The sequence below is a fragment of the Xanthomonas sp. 60 genome (assembly GCF_011761925.1).
In genome coordinates this window covers 223,258-237,514 of record NZ_JAASQW010000006.1, presented here as the reverse complement: position 1 = coordinate 237,514, position 14,257 = coordinate 223,258, and the positions used below count along the sequence as shown (strand labels likewise).

The window sequence follows — 14,257 nt, the reverse complement described above, 5'->3', positions numbered from 1 at the left end:
GCTTCCCACGCGTGTGACTGCAATGACCCGACTGAGCGTGAACGTCAACAAGATCGCGGTGCTGCGCAACTCGCGCGGCGGTGCCGAACCGGACGTCCTGCGTGCGGCGCTGACGTGCCTTGATGCAGGCGCGCACGGCATCACCGTGCACCCGCGCCCTGACCGCCGGCACATCACCGCGGAGGACGTGCTGGCCCTGTCCGCGCTGACCGCCGCGCGGGCCGTGGAGTTCAACATCGAGGGCAATCCCTTCGCTCCGCCGCGCGAGGGTTACCCCGGCCTGCTGCCGCTTTGCGCGACCACGCGGCCGGCGCAGGCCACCCTGGTACCCGATGGCGATGGCCAGCTGACCTCGGATCATGGCTTCGACTTCGCCCGTGACGGCCAGCGCCTGCGGCCGTTGATCGCCGAACTGAAGGCGATGGGATGCAGGGTGAGCCTGTTCGTGGACGCGGGCAACGAGCGCCTGGAGGACGCGGCGGCGATCGGCGCTGACCGGATCGAGCTGTATACCGGCCCCTATGCCCAGGCGCACGCCGCCGGCAACGCGGACACGGCCCTGGCGCTGTTCGCTGCCGCCGCCCGGCGCGCCCACGCGGCAGGGTTGGGGGTCAACGCCGGGCATGACCTCTCCCAGGACAATCTGCGCGCGTTTCTGGCCTCGGTGCCCGGCGTGGAGGAGGTTTCGATCGGCCATGCGCTGATCAGTGAAGCGCTCTACGAAGGGCTGAGCACCACCGTGCGCAGGTACCTGGCGTTGTTGCCGACCGGCGGATGAGCCTGCTTGCGGTGGATATATGGAACATATACGATCCATATAATCTCATTGCAGGAATCGACCATGGGTATCGTCAACATCGACGACGAACTGCACGACCAGCTGCGTCGGGCCTGCACCGTCAGCCACCGCTCCATCAATGCGCAGGCGAACTTCTGGATCAAGGTCGGCATGCTGTGCGAAATGCACCCTGAGCAGTCATTCCACGACATCGTGGCCGACCAGCTGCGTGCCGCCGGCGTACGCCCCAACCCCCTGGATGCGCGGCCATCATGATCAAGTCACCGGCCGAGCTCGCACGGATGGCCGAGTCCGGCGCCCTGCTTGCGCAGGTTTTCGCGCGCCTGGACGCGCTGGATCTGGAGGGGTTGAGCACGCTGGCGATCAACGACCGTGTCGAACGCATGATCGTGGACGACATGCAGGCGCGGCCCGCCAGCAAGGGCCAGTACGATTTCCCCTATGTGCTCAACGCTTCCATCGATGACGTGGTGTGCCATGGTGTTCCGTCGGCCGACGACGTGCTGCGCAGCGGGCAGATCGTCAACCTGGACATCACCCTCGAGAAGAACGGGTACATCGCCGATTCCAGCACGACGTATCTGGTGGGCGATGTCGGCTACCCGGCCAGGCGGCTGGTCACGGCCACGTGGGAGGCGATGTGGCACGGCATCGCGGCGGTGCGTCCCGGCGCACACCTGGGTGACATCGGCCACGCTATCGCCCGGCATGCCCGCGACAAGGGCTATACCGTGGTGAAGGAATACTGCGGCCACGGCATTGGGCGGGAGATGCACGAGGACCCGCAGATCCTGCATTACGGCCACGCCGGAACCGGCATGAGGCTGGAGGAAGGGATGACCTTCACCATCGAGCCCATGCTCAACCAGGGCAAGGCGGCCATCCGCCACCAGCCCGACCAGTGGCCGGTGCACACCCGCGATGGCAAGCTCTCGGCACAGTTCGAGCACACCGTGGCGGTGACCGCCACCGGTGTGCAGGTGCTGACCCTTCGGCCCGGTGAACGGCCGCCGCCGGGACTCCGGATCGAGCGTCGCAGCCTCTGAGACGGACCCACCTTACCCTGCAAGAATGGGTATTGCGATCAAGGGCCGTGGCGCCACCTCACACCTCGCCGGACGCTTCGAGAGCACCGTCAGCGAGGTCGTGCACGATGACTGGGATATCGGCGAAAGCGAGGATTTCCCCACGCCGCGGTTGCGCACCGAAGTCCGGGCAGAGACGGCGCGCAGCATCATCAGCCGCAACACGTCGCCGGATATAGGATTCAGTCAATCGGTCAATCCTTACCGGGGTTGCGAGCATGGCTGCTCCTACTGCTTCGCCCGGCCCTCGCACGCCTACCTCAACCTGTCGCCTGGGCTCGATTTCGAAACCAAGCTGTTTGCCAAGACCAACGCACCGCAGCTGCTGCGCAGGGAGTTCTCCCGGCCCGGCTACGTGCCGCAGCCCATTGCGCTGGGCATCAACACCGACGCCTACCAGCCGATCGAGCGCAAGTTCAAGCTCACCCGCCAATTGATCGAGGTGATGCTGGAAACACGGCATCCGTTTTCCCTCATCACCAAGAACGCACTGGTGGAACGCGATATCGATCTGCTCGCGCCGCTGGCCGCGCAGAATCTGGTCAGCGTGCATTTCTCGGTGACCTCGCTGGACCCGCATCTGTCGGCCAGGCTGGAGCCGCGGGCGGCGGCCCCGCATGCCCGGCTGCGCGCGATGCGCAGGCTCCATGACGCGGGCATCCCTGTCGGAGTGATGGTGGCCCCGGTGATTCCCTGGATCAACGACGCCGAGATGGAAGCGGTGCTGGAAGCCGCGCGCGATGCAGGTGCCCGGACCGCAGGCTACGTGCTGCTGCGGCTTCCACTGGAGGTCGCGCCGCTGTTCCGGGACTGGCTGGACGCACACCATCCTGACCGCGCCGCCCACGTGATGAGCACCATCCAGCAGCTGCGCGGCGGCAAGGAGTACGACAGCCAGTTCGGTACGCGCATGCGTGGGCAGGGCGTGTACGCGGATCTGCTGGCCAACCGCTTCAAGCTGGCGCGCCGGCGGCTGGGGTTCGATGACCGCAACAGCCATTGGCCGAAGCTGGATTGCAGCCAGTTCCAGCGCCCTGCCCCGCCGCGGGTGGAGACGCCGCAGGGCAGCCTGTTCTGAGCACGGCCGCGGCGTTCCGATCCATCTTCAGATTGTTTCGATAAGCGATTTTCGAAAGGCAACGTAGATGAGTCGCGGCACCATGGGGTCATGCAGCCGGTAGATGAAATACTGATGCCAATCCCGACGACGATGCACCCCACCCAGCAACAGGGTGGCGCGTCCCGCGATCTACCGGCTGCACCTTCCTCCTCGTCGTCCCGGGTGTCGTTGCATGAGTCAGCCAAGGGAAAGGTGGGCACGTGTGCGTCCAGCACCCGGGCGATGAGGACCTACCGCCAGCTGGTCACGCTGCTGCTGTGGATCACCTGTGCCCGGATGCTGCAGCTGTTCGCCATGGATGTGGTGGTGGCGCCGTTCCAGGGCGAAGGGTTCGTGTTCCTCGTGCTGGCGGGCGTGGCGGGCGTGCTGGCCTGGCAACGCTGCCGGGCAAAGCCCGGGACTACGCGGCGAACAGCTTCTGTGCGGACTGGAACAGGATCCAGCTGGTCGCGATGAACTTGTCGCCCCCCTGCGGGCGATTGCCCCGGTGGGTATGCGTGAACGCTGTCGGCGCGATCAGCAGGCTGCCCGTACGTGGCGCGATCTTCCGGTGCTGGAACAGGAATTCGGTCTCGCCCTCATCGAATTCCTCATTGAGGTACAGCGTCCACAGCAGATGGCGGTGCAGCGTCTCGGCCTGCGCGTCCTTCGGGTACAGCTCGCAATGCCAGTACGGATAGCCGCCTTCGCCGGCGGCATACCACTGCAGGTTCACCGCGCCGGGGCGCAGGCAGGTGCGCGCCAGATCAGACAGGGTCGCCTCGTTCATCGACGGAAAATCGTCGGCCGTGAGCCGCTTCGGCTGCCCGTCGCGGCCTTGGATCTGCAACATCAAGGGCGCGATCAACGCCTGTGGATAACGCCGTAGATAACTCAGCAGACCGGCAAAAACGGCCTGCTGGATCACGCCCTCCACATCTCGCCAGTCGGCCAGGCCGCTGATTCGCAGATCCTTGCTGTGCTTGAGTTCAGGGAATACCCCGCTGCCTACGGCCCCGGGCTGGACGCGATCGCTGCTGCGCAATCGCGACACGATGGCAGCGCACACATCCACCGGGACAGCGTTGTGGATGACTTCTATGAAATCGACCGGAGCGTGCATGTGGAGGCCGCCGCCTTCGCCAGTGGAGACCCGATGGTGCCCACTGGCGGCGACGATGTCACGCACCTGTGTCGCGCGTCAGGCAGCCGCCGACGCGTCGTGCTGCTGGTGGTACTTCACCGCTTCGGCCACTTCCTCGCGCGAGCCGAGGAATACCGGCACGCGCTGGTGCAGCTGGTCGGGCTGGATGTCCAGGATGCGCTCACGGCCCGTCGATGCGGCACCACCGGCCTGCTCCACCAGCAGCCCCATCGGGTTGGCCTCATACATCAGGCGCAGCTTGCCGGCCTTGCCGGGCTCCTTCTTGTCCCACGGGTAGATGAAGATGCCGCCGCGGGTCAGGATGCGGTGCACATCAGCCACCATGCTGGCGATCCAGCGCATGTTGAAGTTCTTGCCGCGAGGACCTTCCTTGCCGGCCAGCAGGTCGTCCACGTATGCCTGCATCGGGGCTTCCCAATGGCGCTGGTTGGACATGTTGATGGCGAACTCCTGGGTGGCCGCAGGAATCTGCATGTCCGGCGTGGTCAGCACGAATTCGCCGGACTCACGGTCCAGGGTGAACGCGTGGGTCCCATGGCCCACCGTCAGCACCATCTGCGTGCTCGGGCCATAGATGCAGTAACCGGCCGCGATCTGCGCGGTACCCGGCTGCAGAAAGCTCTCATCACTGGGGCATTCAACGCCCTTCGGGCAGCGCAGCACCGAGAAGATGGTGCCCACCGACACGTTGACGTCGATGTTGGAGCTGCCATCGAGGGGGTCGAACAGGAGCAGGAAATCGCCGCGCGGATAGATGTCCGGCACCGGCTGGCAGTGGTCCATTTCCTCCGAGGCGCAGGCCGCCAGGTGGCCGCCCCAGGCGTTGGCCTCAAGCAGGATCTCATTGCTGATCACGTCCAGCTTCTTCTGCGCCTCGCCCTGCACGTTGCCGGTGCCTGCCTCGCCCAGCACGCCGCCCAGCGCCCCCTTGCTGACGGCGATGGCGATGTGGGTACAGGCCCGCCCGACCACGGCGATCAGCTGGCGCAGGTCGGCATTGATACGGCCGGCGTGCTGTTCCTGGATGAGGTAGCGGGTCAACGAAGTGCGGGACATGGACGGCTCTGGCTTCGGAAAGAGGCGCCTATTGTCGCCGCTGTGTGCGATCCGTGCGCGAAGGCGCAGGGACGTAATCGTTTCCAGCTGCCGGACAGAACACAGGCGCCTTGCGGCGCCTGTGTTCGCTGCCTTGGCCGACCGCGGCGGATCAGCCCCGCGCGACGGTCGCCACGGCCTTGGCCACGTAGGCCAGGTTGCTCTGGCTCAGCGCGGCCACGCAGATGCGACCGGTACCCACCGCGTAGATGCCGTAGGTATCGCGCAGCGTGTCCACCTGGGTGCGGCTCAGGCCGGAGTAGGAGAACATGCCGGCCTGCTCGCTGATGAAGGCGAACTCCGGCGCGCCTTCTTCCGCCAGCTTCTGCACCAGCCCGTGGCGCAGGGCATGGATGCGCTCGCGCATCTCGGTGAGTTCCTGTTCCCACAGCGCGCGCAGTTCCGGGCTGGTGAGCACCCCGGCCACCAGCGCGGCGCCGTGCGTGGAGGGACTGGAATAGATGGTGCGGATGATGCGCTTGACCTGCGACTGCACCGCCCTGGCGTCCTGCGCGGTGGGCGCGACCACCGACAGGGCGCCCACGCGCTCGCCATACAGCGAGAACGACTTGGAATACGAATTGGCGACGATGAAGCTGTCGATGCCTGCCTCGGCGATGATGCGCACGGCGGCGCCATCCTGCTCGATGCCCTTGTCGAAGCCCTGGTAGGCCATGTCGATGAACGGGAACAGCGCGCGTTCCTTGAGCACCTCGGCGACCTGCTTCCACTGCGCGACGGTGAGGTCGGCGCCGGTGGGGTTGTGGCAGCAGGCGTGCAGCAGCACCACCGTGCCGGGCTGCAGGGCCTGCAGATCGGCCAGCATGCCGGTGAAGTCCACACCATGCGTGGCCGCATCGAAGTAGGTGTACTCCACCACCTCGAAACCGGCCGCGCCGAAGACCGCGCGATGGTTTTCCCAGCTCGGGTTGCTGATGGCGATGGTCGCGTGCGGCAGCAGCTTCTTCAGCAGGTCCGCGCCCACGCGCAGCGCACCGCTGCCACCGACGGTCTGGGTGGTGGCCACGCGGCCGGCGTCCAGCAACGGCGAGTCCTTGCCGAATACCAGCTCACGGGTCGCCTGGGTGTAGGCCGGCAGTCCGTCGATGGGCAGGTAACCGCGTGGTTTGGCCTCGGTGGCGAGCTGCTGCTCGATCTGCTGGACGGCACGCAGCAGCGGGATGCGGCCGGCCTCGTCGTAGTAGATGCCCACACCCAGGTTGACCTTGGTCGAGCGGCTGTCGGCGTTGTACGCCTCGGTCAGGCCCAGGATCGGGTCGCCTGGGACCAGTTCCACGTTTGCAAAGAAGGACACGGCGGTACTCGTTCGATGAGGGGGGAGAAGACGCGCAGCAGCGCCCGCGGCCACGCGGCCCGGGCAGGCCCATCGTAACAAAGCCGGCCCCCGGCGCGGCCGCCCTCGTCACGCCCGAACCCGTAACATCGGACCGTTTTTCGCTCATTCCCCGACCCCATCATGCTGCGATTCCCGGCGCGCCGGCGCCTGTCCGTGTTCTGTACCGCCCTGCTCGCACCCGCCACGGCCTGGAGCCAGTCTCCGCCCGCCGACCTGCCCGCCGTGGAGGTACAGGCCGCCCGCGTCCACCAGGTCGATCCCTTCGCCCTGCCTGCCACGCTGGATACGGTGTGGATCGACGACGACCGCGCCGGTGCCAACGCGCAGCTGTCCGAGGCCCTGGGCGGCGTGCCGGGGGTGCTGGCACGTGATCGCCAGAACCTGGCGCAGGACACCCAGCTCTCGATCCGCGGCTTCGGCGCGCGTTCCACCTTCGGTGTGCGCGGCGTGCGCGTGCTGGTGGATGGCGTGCCAGCCACCATGCCGGACGGCCAGGGCCAGCTGTCGCACGCCAGCCTGCTGGGTGCCGAGCGCATCGATGTGCTGCGCGGACCGTTCTCCACGCTGTATGGCAATTCCTCCGGCGGCGTGGTGCAGGTCTGGACCGCGCCGGGCGCCGAGGGCGATCCCTGGCGGCTGCGGATGAACGCCGGCGCGGACGCTACCGTCAGCATCGGCGCGCAGCTGCGCGGCAAGGAAGGGCCGGTGGACTACAACGTGGCGGCCAACCACTTCGTCACCGATGGCTGGCGCGACCACAGCCGCGCGCGCCGGGAGTCCCTCAATGCCCGCCTGGGCATGGCGTTGGCGGGCGGCCGCCTTGACCTGCTGCTCAACCACCTGGATTCGCCCGATGCCCAGGATCCCCTGGGCCTGACCCGTGCCCAGGTCGCCGAGGACCCGCGGCAGGCCACGGCCGTCGCCCACCAGTACAACACGCGCAAATCCACGCGGCAGAGCCAGGCGGGACTGCGCTGGAGCCGCACGGCCGGTGCCCATGACCTGCAGTTGATGGGCTACGCCGGACAGCGCGCGGTGACGCAGTTCCTGGCCATTCCGCCGGGGCCGCAGGCCAACCCGCTGCATGCCGGTGGGGTGATCGATCTGGACAGCGACTACGGTGGCCTGGACGCGCGCTGGAACTGGCGGGGTGAGCTGGCCGGGCGCACGCTGGACCTGGTGGTGGGCGCCAATGCCGATCGCCAGCGGCAGCACCGGACCGGCTATGAGAACTTCATCGGCGACACCGTAGGCGTGCGCGGGGCCCTGCGCCGGAACCAGCGCGATACCGTGGAAAACGTCGACCAGTTCGTGCAGGCGTGGTGGCAGTGGAGCGAGCGTTGGTCGGTGCTCGCCGGCGCACGCCACAGCGCGGTGCGCTTCCGCTCGGAGGACCGCTACATCACGGGGCGCAATCCGGACGACAGCGGCCGGCGCCGTTACGAGGCCACCACCCCGGTGGCCGGAGTCAGCTTCGCGGTGACGCCTGAATGGCGGTTGCATGCCTCGGTGGGACGCGGCTTCGAAACACCGACGTTCAACGAAATGGGCTACCGGGCCGATGGCCTCGCCGGGCTCGCACTGGACCTGGACCCCGCTCGCAGCCGCAATTTAGAAATCGGCAGCAAGTGGCAGACCGCTTCGGGCACCCGGTTGGACGTCACCCTGTTCCGCGCCGATACCGACAACGAGCTCGCCGTGGCCAGCAATACCGGCGGACGCAGTACCTACCGCACCCTCGGGCAGACCCGGCGCCAAGGGGCCGAGGTCTCGTGGCAGCAGCCCTTGGCCGAAACCGTACAGCTGCAGCTGGCATGGACCTGGCTGCAGGCGGAGGTCCGCAGCAGCTACCTGGCCTGCGCCGGCAGCGGCTGCAGCGTCCCGGACACCCGGGTGGCCGCAGGCAGCCGCCTGCCCGGCGTACCGCGGCAGCAGGCAATGGCCCGCGTGAGCTGGCAACCGGGTGCGTGGACCTGGGTGGCCGAGGCGACCGCCAGCTCCGATACCGTGGTCAACGACCTGGCCACGGAACGAGCGCCCGGCTATGCCCTGCTCAACCTGGAAGCCGGCCACTTGTGGACGCTGCGGGGCGGCGAACTGCGCGCATTCGCCCGCGTGGACAACCTGCTGGACCAGCGCTACATCGGGTCGGTCATCGTCAACGATGGCAACGGCCGGTTCTTCGAGCCCGGGCCGGACCGCCGCGTGAGTGCCGGCCTGCAGTGGTCATGGCGATGAGTGCAACGGCCGATCGCCAACCGGACGCCGCACCCGCTGCGGCGTTCCGGGGACGCGGTGATCAGTCCGGGGCCTTGGCCGGCACGAATGGCGAGGTGGGGTCGCTGGCCGGGAACGTCTCTTCCAGCGCCTCATCCTGATTCTCGTTCGCGCGTTCCTTGCGCTCCCGGTGCGCGGCGCCTTCAGGGTCCTCGCCGGTGCGTTCACGCCGTTCGCGCTCGGCCTGTTCGTTGACCAGTGACGAGCCGGCGTCGAAGAAGGGGGCACCGGTGCCGCGGAACTCGGCCGACTCATTGTCGTGCTTGGCGCGCTGCTCGCCCGGTGCCGGCTTGGCGGCATCGCGCAGGGGATCGCGTGAGGTGTCGTGGTTCATGGCAGTGCCTCTGGAAGGTTAGGACATGGCCACTACAGCGCGCCGGGGGTAAAGCGGCCGCGAACCCCGCGTCACGGGCGCATGCGAAGGCCGCCTCACTTTGCGCCCCGCCGTCCCCGCCACGGATCTGTCACGGGTGGCTAACGCTGCGGCGACTACATCTGGCCGCCCGCCCTGAAGGAGCCGGTCATGCAGCGTATGCAGCGTCCCATGCCTGCCTTGTTCAACGCGCACCAGGATCCCCTGGCGGCGCATGCGGGGCCGCGGCCCCGGCGGCGCCCGGATCCCCAGGCCGTGGCGCAGGATTACCTGCACTACATGCTCGATGACTACCAGGCACGCCGTCGCCTCGCCCGGCGCCGCTGGGCAGACCTGTGTCCGGCCTATGCCTTCGCGCTGACCACCCACGCCGCCGATTGGCCGCGCAGTGGCGACGATGCCATCGAGCATGCACTGGCCGCCCATTGGGAGCAGGTGCGCGACGGATCGCGGATGAACTGGCCACAGGCGCGAAGGGTGGTGGAAGATGCGTGGATGGCGCTGGACCACATGCCGGTCACGGGTCAACGGCCGCTGCTGCAGTAGCGCGGCGTGGACACCACGGCGACACCCGTTTCACGCCATCGCGCCGAAGCTGGCAGTCCTGCGATCATCTGGTAAGCGCCATGGCCCGTCCCATCTGGTCCGGCACGCTGTCGTTCGGCCTGCTCAACGTCCCCGTCTCGCTCATGTCCGGCGAGCGTCGCGTGGACCTTCAGTTCCGCATGCTGGATTCGCGCGACAAGAAGCCGATCCGCTTCGAGCGGGTCAACGCGGACACCGGCGAGGAAGTGCCGTGGAAAGACATTGTCAAAGCCTTCGAATATGACAAAGGCAGCTATGTCGTACTCGAGGAAGGCGACATCAAGTCGGCCGCACCGGAGAGCCATGAGACGGTGGAGGTGGATGCGTTCGTCGATGCCGGGCAGATCGATCCCCGTTACTTCGAGAAACCCTATCTGCTCGTGCCGGGCAAGAAGGCCGAGAAAGGCTACGTGCTGCTGCGCGAGACACTGCGCACGACCGGCAAGGTAGGCATCGCCAAGGTCGTGGTGCGCACCCGTGAGTATCTGTGCGCGGTGATGCCGAACGAGGATGCGCTGGTATTGATGATCCTGCGTTATCCCCAGGAACTGGTGGACCCGGCCGATTACACGCTGCCCGGCGGCAGTCTTGCCGACTATCGCATCACCAGCAAGGAGACGGCCATGGCCGAGCAGCTGATCGATTCGATGGCGGCCGACTGGGACCCCTCGCAGTACCACGACGAGTTCCGCGAACGTTTGCAGGGCGTGCTGACGCGGCGCATCAAGGAGAAGGGCGGCAAGGCCGTCGTGGACGACGAGCCCGCCGTGCACGAGGATGCCACGACCAATGTCGTGGACTTCATGTCGTTGCTGCAGAAAAGCCTGGAAGCAAACAAGCGCACTCCGGCGAAGAAAGGGTCTACGCCGGTGAAGAAGAAGAACGAAGCGCCGGCCACGAAGAAGGCCGCCAGCAAAGCCGCCGCCAGCAGAACACCGGCGAAGAAGGCGGCCAAGAAGGCGGCCAAAAAGACCGCCAAGAAGACCGCCGCCCAGCGCAAGGCCGGCTGACACCGGTCAGGACCGGGCTGCACCGGGCAGCCCGGCCGCACCGGCGTCGGTCAGAAGTCCGCGCGGATGCCCAGGCTCACGCGACGTCCGGAGAACTCGTACTGGGTCGGGAATGATTCGTCGATCGTGTACCCCGAGGTTTCCTCGTCGAACAGGTTGATCGCCTCCAGGCTGAGTTTCCAGGTGTCATTCAAGCGCCATCCCAGCGAGGCATCGGTCTGCCCGTACGCATCACGGTAGACCGGGTACATGTTGAGGTGGATGTACTCCACGTACTTGTCCTTGAAGTTGTAGGACACCCGCGCGTCGAACCGGTCATTTTCGTAGTAGAGCGTGAAGTTGTACGCCTTTTCCGCCAGGCCTTCGGGTGGGGTTGGAATGTCCAGGTCGGACGCACCGGTAAGCGTGTTGTCGAGCTGGGTGTAATTGGCATTGATGCCCCAGCCTTCAAGCGCCGGATGCAGCACCGTCAGCGGCAGCTGCGCCACCAGTTCCACGCCGGTCACCTTGTAGGAGCCCTCCGCATTGATCGGCTGGTACACCTCGAAGTCGTAGTAGCCGTCCAGCGAGCCGTTGGCGTTGAGTTTTTCCACGTTGGGCACGATGCCGGTCAGTGCCTGCCGTACCACGCCGTCGATGGTCTTGGAGAAGTACGAGGCCGCCAGCAGCCCGCCATTGTCCAGGTAGCGTTCCAGGCCCACTTCCCACTGCCTGGCCGTGGTGGGCTTCAGGGCCGGGTTGCCATCCTGGAAGCGGAAGCTGCTCCAGCTCACCGAGCGCCGGTAGGCGATGTCGGTCAGCGAAGGGCGCATCAGCGTCTCGGAGGCGGCGGCGCGCAGGACCAGCCCATCGGCCAGCTCGGCGGTCATGTTGAAGCTCGGCAGCAGGTCGCTGTAATCACCGTTGCTGGAGATCGGCGTGGCGGTGAATCCGCTGCTGCCATCCGCGTTCTGTACCGGGTGGAAGCCGGCCGAATCCACCTTTGTGTCGATCGAACGCACGCCGAGGTTGGCATACACCGGCACGCGGCCCAGATCGAAATAGAAATCGGCCATCGCGTACAGCGCGGTGGTCTTCTCGCTGACGTCGTAGAACTCGCCCGGGTTGAACGGTGTCGTGAAGCCGGGATAGCGGAAGGTCGCGCGTGCGTAGGCGTTGGAGACCTGCTGCCAGTTGATGGCGTTGGCGCTGTAGCCACCGCCGGGCACGATGTCGGTGATCCAGCCGGGGTTGCTGTCGGCCAGCGTCCGCCGGTTCACCCAGGCCACGCTGCCGGGCCCGGGCCCCTGGATCTTGGCGCTGCCGAACTCGCGTTGCTTGGACTTGTCGGTGTAGCGGCCGCCGAACTGCACGGCGTTCAGCGCCGGGAAGAACCCCAGGTCCAGGGAGCGGCGAAGGTCCAGCTGCGCGGCGTACTTGTCATCGCTGACCTGCTCGGCCTCGGTTTCATACGCTTCGAACAGATAGCTGCCGGGCGCGTTGTACATGTCAAAGCCCCCCGAGGCGGCACTCGGCACCGTCTCCCCGCCATTGGCGGTCCAGCGCGTGCGCGAGGGCGCGTAGGCGACGTGCTTGAGGTTGGCGTAGTCCGAGCTGCGGCGTGCGCCGGAGTACCCGATCAGCGCATCGAGCGTCCACGCGCCGAATGTCCAGTCGAGTTTGCTGCTGAACTGCCGGTAGTCGGTATCCGAGAAGCGCTCCTTGCCCAGGATCTCGTGCTGGGTGGCGGTGTAGGAGACATCGCGCAGCACCACCATCCCGTAACGGGACAAGGTGTCTGCATCGTAGGCGTGGATGGTGTCCAGCGTGCTGCGGCTGGAGGCCGAGTAGGCGGCTGCATCATATTCGTCTTCGTGCGTGTCATAGCCGCCGACCATGGCATCGAAGCTCAGCGAGAACGCCTCGCTGGGCTTGAACTGCAGCGAGGCGGTGGTGCCCCACTGGTCCTGCTCGTTGAGGTAGATGCGGTCGCCGACCTTGTCCTGGAAGATGATGCGGCTGGTCTCGTCCTTGTCCATCCGGTTGCCGACGATGAGGCCGGCATCGCGCGCGAGCACCGCCGCCGCCTGCGCACCGCGGGTGCCGGAGGCTTCGAGGAAGCGGCCCATCGGACGGAAATTGATGCCCGAGTTGGAATCGGTGCGGTTGCTGCGCTTGGCCTTGGAGAAGGAGACCAGGCCGCCCCAGTCGCCCCAGGTATCGCTGGCAAGGAAGGAGATCTTCGGATCGAGCTTGCCGTTGAGGGAATTGTGCGCCGCTTCGGCCGACGCGCTGAACTTCGGCTCGGTGTAATCGAACGGCCGCGCGGTTTCGATGGAGACCGAGCCGGCGATGCCGCCTTCCTCGTCGGCGGCGGTCGGCGATTTCTGCACCGTGACCGTCTGCACCACGTCGGAGGCGAAGATATCGAACTGCACGTCGCGCCCGCCACTGCCCGATGCCGTGGCGAGGTTGTTGATCGACACATGGGTGAACTCGCTCGGCAGGCCGCGCACGCTGACCTTGCTGCCCAGGCCCTTGTTGCGTTCGATGGTCACGCCCGGCATGCGTTGCAGCGCTTCGGCGAGGTTCTGCTCCGGGAAGTCGGCCACGTCGGTGGCGACGATGGAATCGGAGAAGCCGATGTTGGCGCGCTTGAGGTCCACGGCACGCTCCAGGCTGCGTGCGTAGCTGCCGCTCACGGTGACCGTATCGAGCTGCTGCAGCGTGCCGCTGCCGGGCGCCGCGGTGACGGTGCCGGGTGCCGCCGCGTCCACGGCATACGCCTGCAGCGGCAGGGCGGCCAGCCCGCCGATGAGGGCGGCATGCACCGCGCGGGACAAAGGCTTCGCAGGAGAGACGGTCTGGACCGTCGCCCGGGAGATATGACGCATCGAATGAATTCCTGGTTCCCTGAGGAGTCTTACGCCGCGCCCGCTCCTGCTTCCACGGAGACCGGGCCCCTGCGCCGCGTTGCCGATTGTCGGCCGCACGAAGACTAGAACCGGATTGTTAAACCTGTGTTGCGCCGCGCACGTGGCGTGTGCCGAGCCACAGTCCCACCGCGAGCTGCAGCGGCAGTGACGCCAGCAGGCCGAGCACGAACCAGCGTGGGAAGTCACTGCCCATGGTCCAGGCCGCCCAGCCGCAGCCCAGTGCCACCAGCAGCCAGAGCGCGGTGCCGTGCAGGCGATGCCCGCACGGCGCATACCGCGTGGCGAACGCGATGGCCGCCGTGCCGGCCAGTACGGTGAAGCCCAGATCACCGCCCAGCTGTGCCGAGGGCGTGCCCTGCAGGCCCAGCAGCGGTGGCAGCCAGGCGGCCATCGAGGAGACCAGCACGAGCACGAGCAGCGCACCGGCCAGGGCCAGCGCGGAGCGCAACGGGGTTTTCAGCAGTGGCAGCATCCGCGCAGTGTAGGCCCAGCGCGCC

At 67.0% G+C, this 14,257-nt stretch carries 13 protein-coding genes; 7 read left to right on the top strand and 6 right to left on the bottom strand.

Translation table 11 applies throughout. The annotated features are described in order from the left end of the window. Nucleotides 1-22: 22 nt before the first annotated feature. From FHY09_RS13555 to FHY09_RS13540, 4 genes are all read left to right on the top strand, one after another. Nucleotides 23-778: a pyridoxine 5'-phosphate synthase gene (locus FHY09_RS13555; RefSeq protein WP_166927414.1), complete on the top strand. Its 756-nt coding sequence runs from the start codon at nt 23-25 to the stop codon at nt 776-778. 63 nt (nt 779-841) lie between these two features. Beyond that, the gene (locus FHY09_RS13550) at nt 842-1,054 is read left to right on the top strand and encodes a ParD-like family protein (RefSeq protein ID WP_166927413.1); all 213 of its coding nucleotides are present in this window, start codon (nt 842-844) and stop codon (nt 1,052-1,054) included. Then, the gene (gene map / locus FHY09_RS13545; protein ID WP_166927412.1) at nt 1,051-1,845 is read left to right on the top strand and encodes a type I methionyl aminopeptidase; all 795 of its coding nucleotides are present in this window, start codon (nt 1,051-1,053) and stop codon (nt 1,843-1,845) included. Before FHY09_RS13550 ends, map begins: the two co-directional genes overlap by 4 nt. A gap of 25 nt (nt 1,846-1,870) precedes the next feature. Continuing rightward, nucleotides 1,871-2,962, top strand: a complete 1,092-nt coding sequence (locus tag FHY09_RS13540) for a PA0069 family radical SAM protein (RefSeq protein ID WP_166927411.1) — start codon at nt 1,871-1,873, stop codon at nt 2,960-2,962. A 442-nt stretch (nt 2,963-3,404) separates the two neighbouring features. On the opposite strand, the gene FHY09_RS13535 is transcribed toward FHY09_RS13540, so the two are convergent. The 3 genes from FHY09_RS13535 to FHY09_RS13525 form a co-directional block, all read right to left on the bottom strand. Next, on the bottom strand, nt 3,405-4,106 hold the full coding sequence (locus tag FHY09_RS13535; protein WP_166927410.1) for a 2OG-Fe(II) oxygenase: 702 nt from the start codon (nt 4,104-4,106) through the stop codon (nt 3,405-3,407). A 78-nt stretch (nt 4,107-4,184) separates the two neighbouring features. Continuing rightward, entirely contained in the window at nt 4,185-5,204 is a 1,020-nt protein-coding gene (locus FHY09_RS13530; RefSeq protein ID WP_166927409.1) for a class 1 fructose-bisphosphatase, read from the bottom strand. 151 nt (nt 5,205-5,355) lie between these two features. Beyond that, nucleotides 5,356-6,558: an amino acid aminotransferase gene (locus FHY09_RS13525; RefSeq protein ID WP_166927408.1), complete on the bottom strand. Its 1,203-nt coding sequence runs from the start codon at nt 6,556-6,558 to the stop codon at nt 5,356-5,358. A 162-nt stretch (nt 6,559-6,720) separates the two neighbouring features. On the opposite strand from FHY09_RS13525, the gene FHY09_RS13520 reads away from it, so the two are divergent. Beyond that, on the top strand, nt 6,721-8,838 hold the full coding sequence (locus FHY09_RS13520; protein WP_166927407.1) for a TonB-dependent receptor: 2,118 nt from the start codon (nt 6,721-6,723) through the stop codon (nt 8,836-8,838). A 61-nt stretch (nt 8,839-8,899) separates the two neighbouring features. On the opposite strand, the gene FHY09_RS13515 is transcribed toward FHY09_RS13520, so the two are convergent. Continuing rightward, nucleotides 8,900-9,211, bottom strand: a complete 312-nt coding sequence (locus tag FHY09_RS13515; protein WP_166927406.1) for a hypothetical protein — start codon at nt 9,209-9,211, stop codon at nt 8,900-8,902. A 189-nt stretch (nt 9,212-9,400) separates the two neighbouring features. Here FHY09_RS13515 and FHY09_RS13510 point away from each other — a divergent pair, with 189 nt between their 5' ends. Together FHY09_RS13510 and ku are read left to right on the top strand one after the other, a co-directional pair. Then, nucleotides 9,401-9,796: a hypothetical protein gene (locus tag FHY09_RS13510; RefSeq protein WP_166927405.1), complete on the top strand. Its 396-nt coding sequence runs from the start codon at nt 9,401-9,403 to the stop codon at nt 9,794-9,796. A gap of 80 nt (nt 9,797-9,876) precedes the next feature. Continuing rightward, on the top strand, nt 9,877-10,845 hold the full coding sequence (gene ku / locus FHY09_RS13505; RefSeq protein ID WP_166927404.1) for a non-homologous end joining protein Ku: 969 nt from the start codon (nt 9,877-9,879) through the stop codon (nt 10,843-10,845). Nucleotides 10,846-10,895: 50 nt separating this feature from the next. Here the strand turns inward: ku and FHY09_RS13500 are convergent, their stop codons facing one another. Together FHY09_RS13500 and FHY09_RS13495 are read right to left on the bottom strand one after the other, a co-directional pair. After that, nucleotides 10,896-13,718, bottom strand: coding sequence for a TonB-dependent receptor (locus FHY09_RS13500; RefSeq protein ID WP_166927403.1), 2,823 nt, complete (start codon nt 13,716-13,718; stop codon nt 10,896-10,898). A gap of 118 nt (nt 13,719-13,836) precedes the next feature. Continuing rightward, on the bottom strand, nt 13,837-14,232 hold the full coding sequence (locus FHY09_RS13495; protein ID WP_166927402.1) for a hypothetical protein: 396 nt from the start codon (nt 14,230-14,232) through the stop codon (nt 13,837-13,839). Between the last annotated feature and the right edge of the window lie 25 nt (nt 14,233-14,257).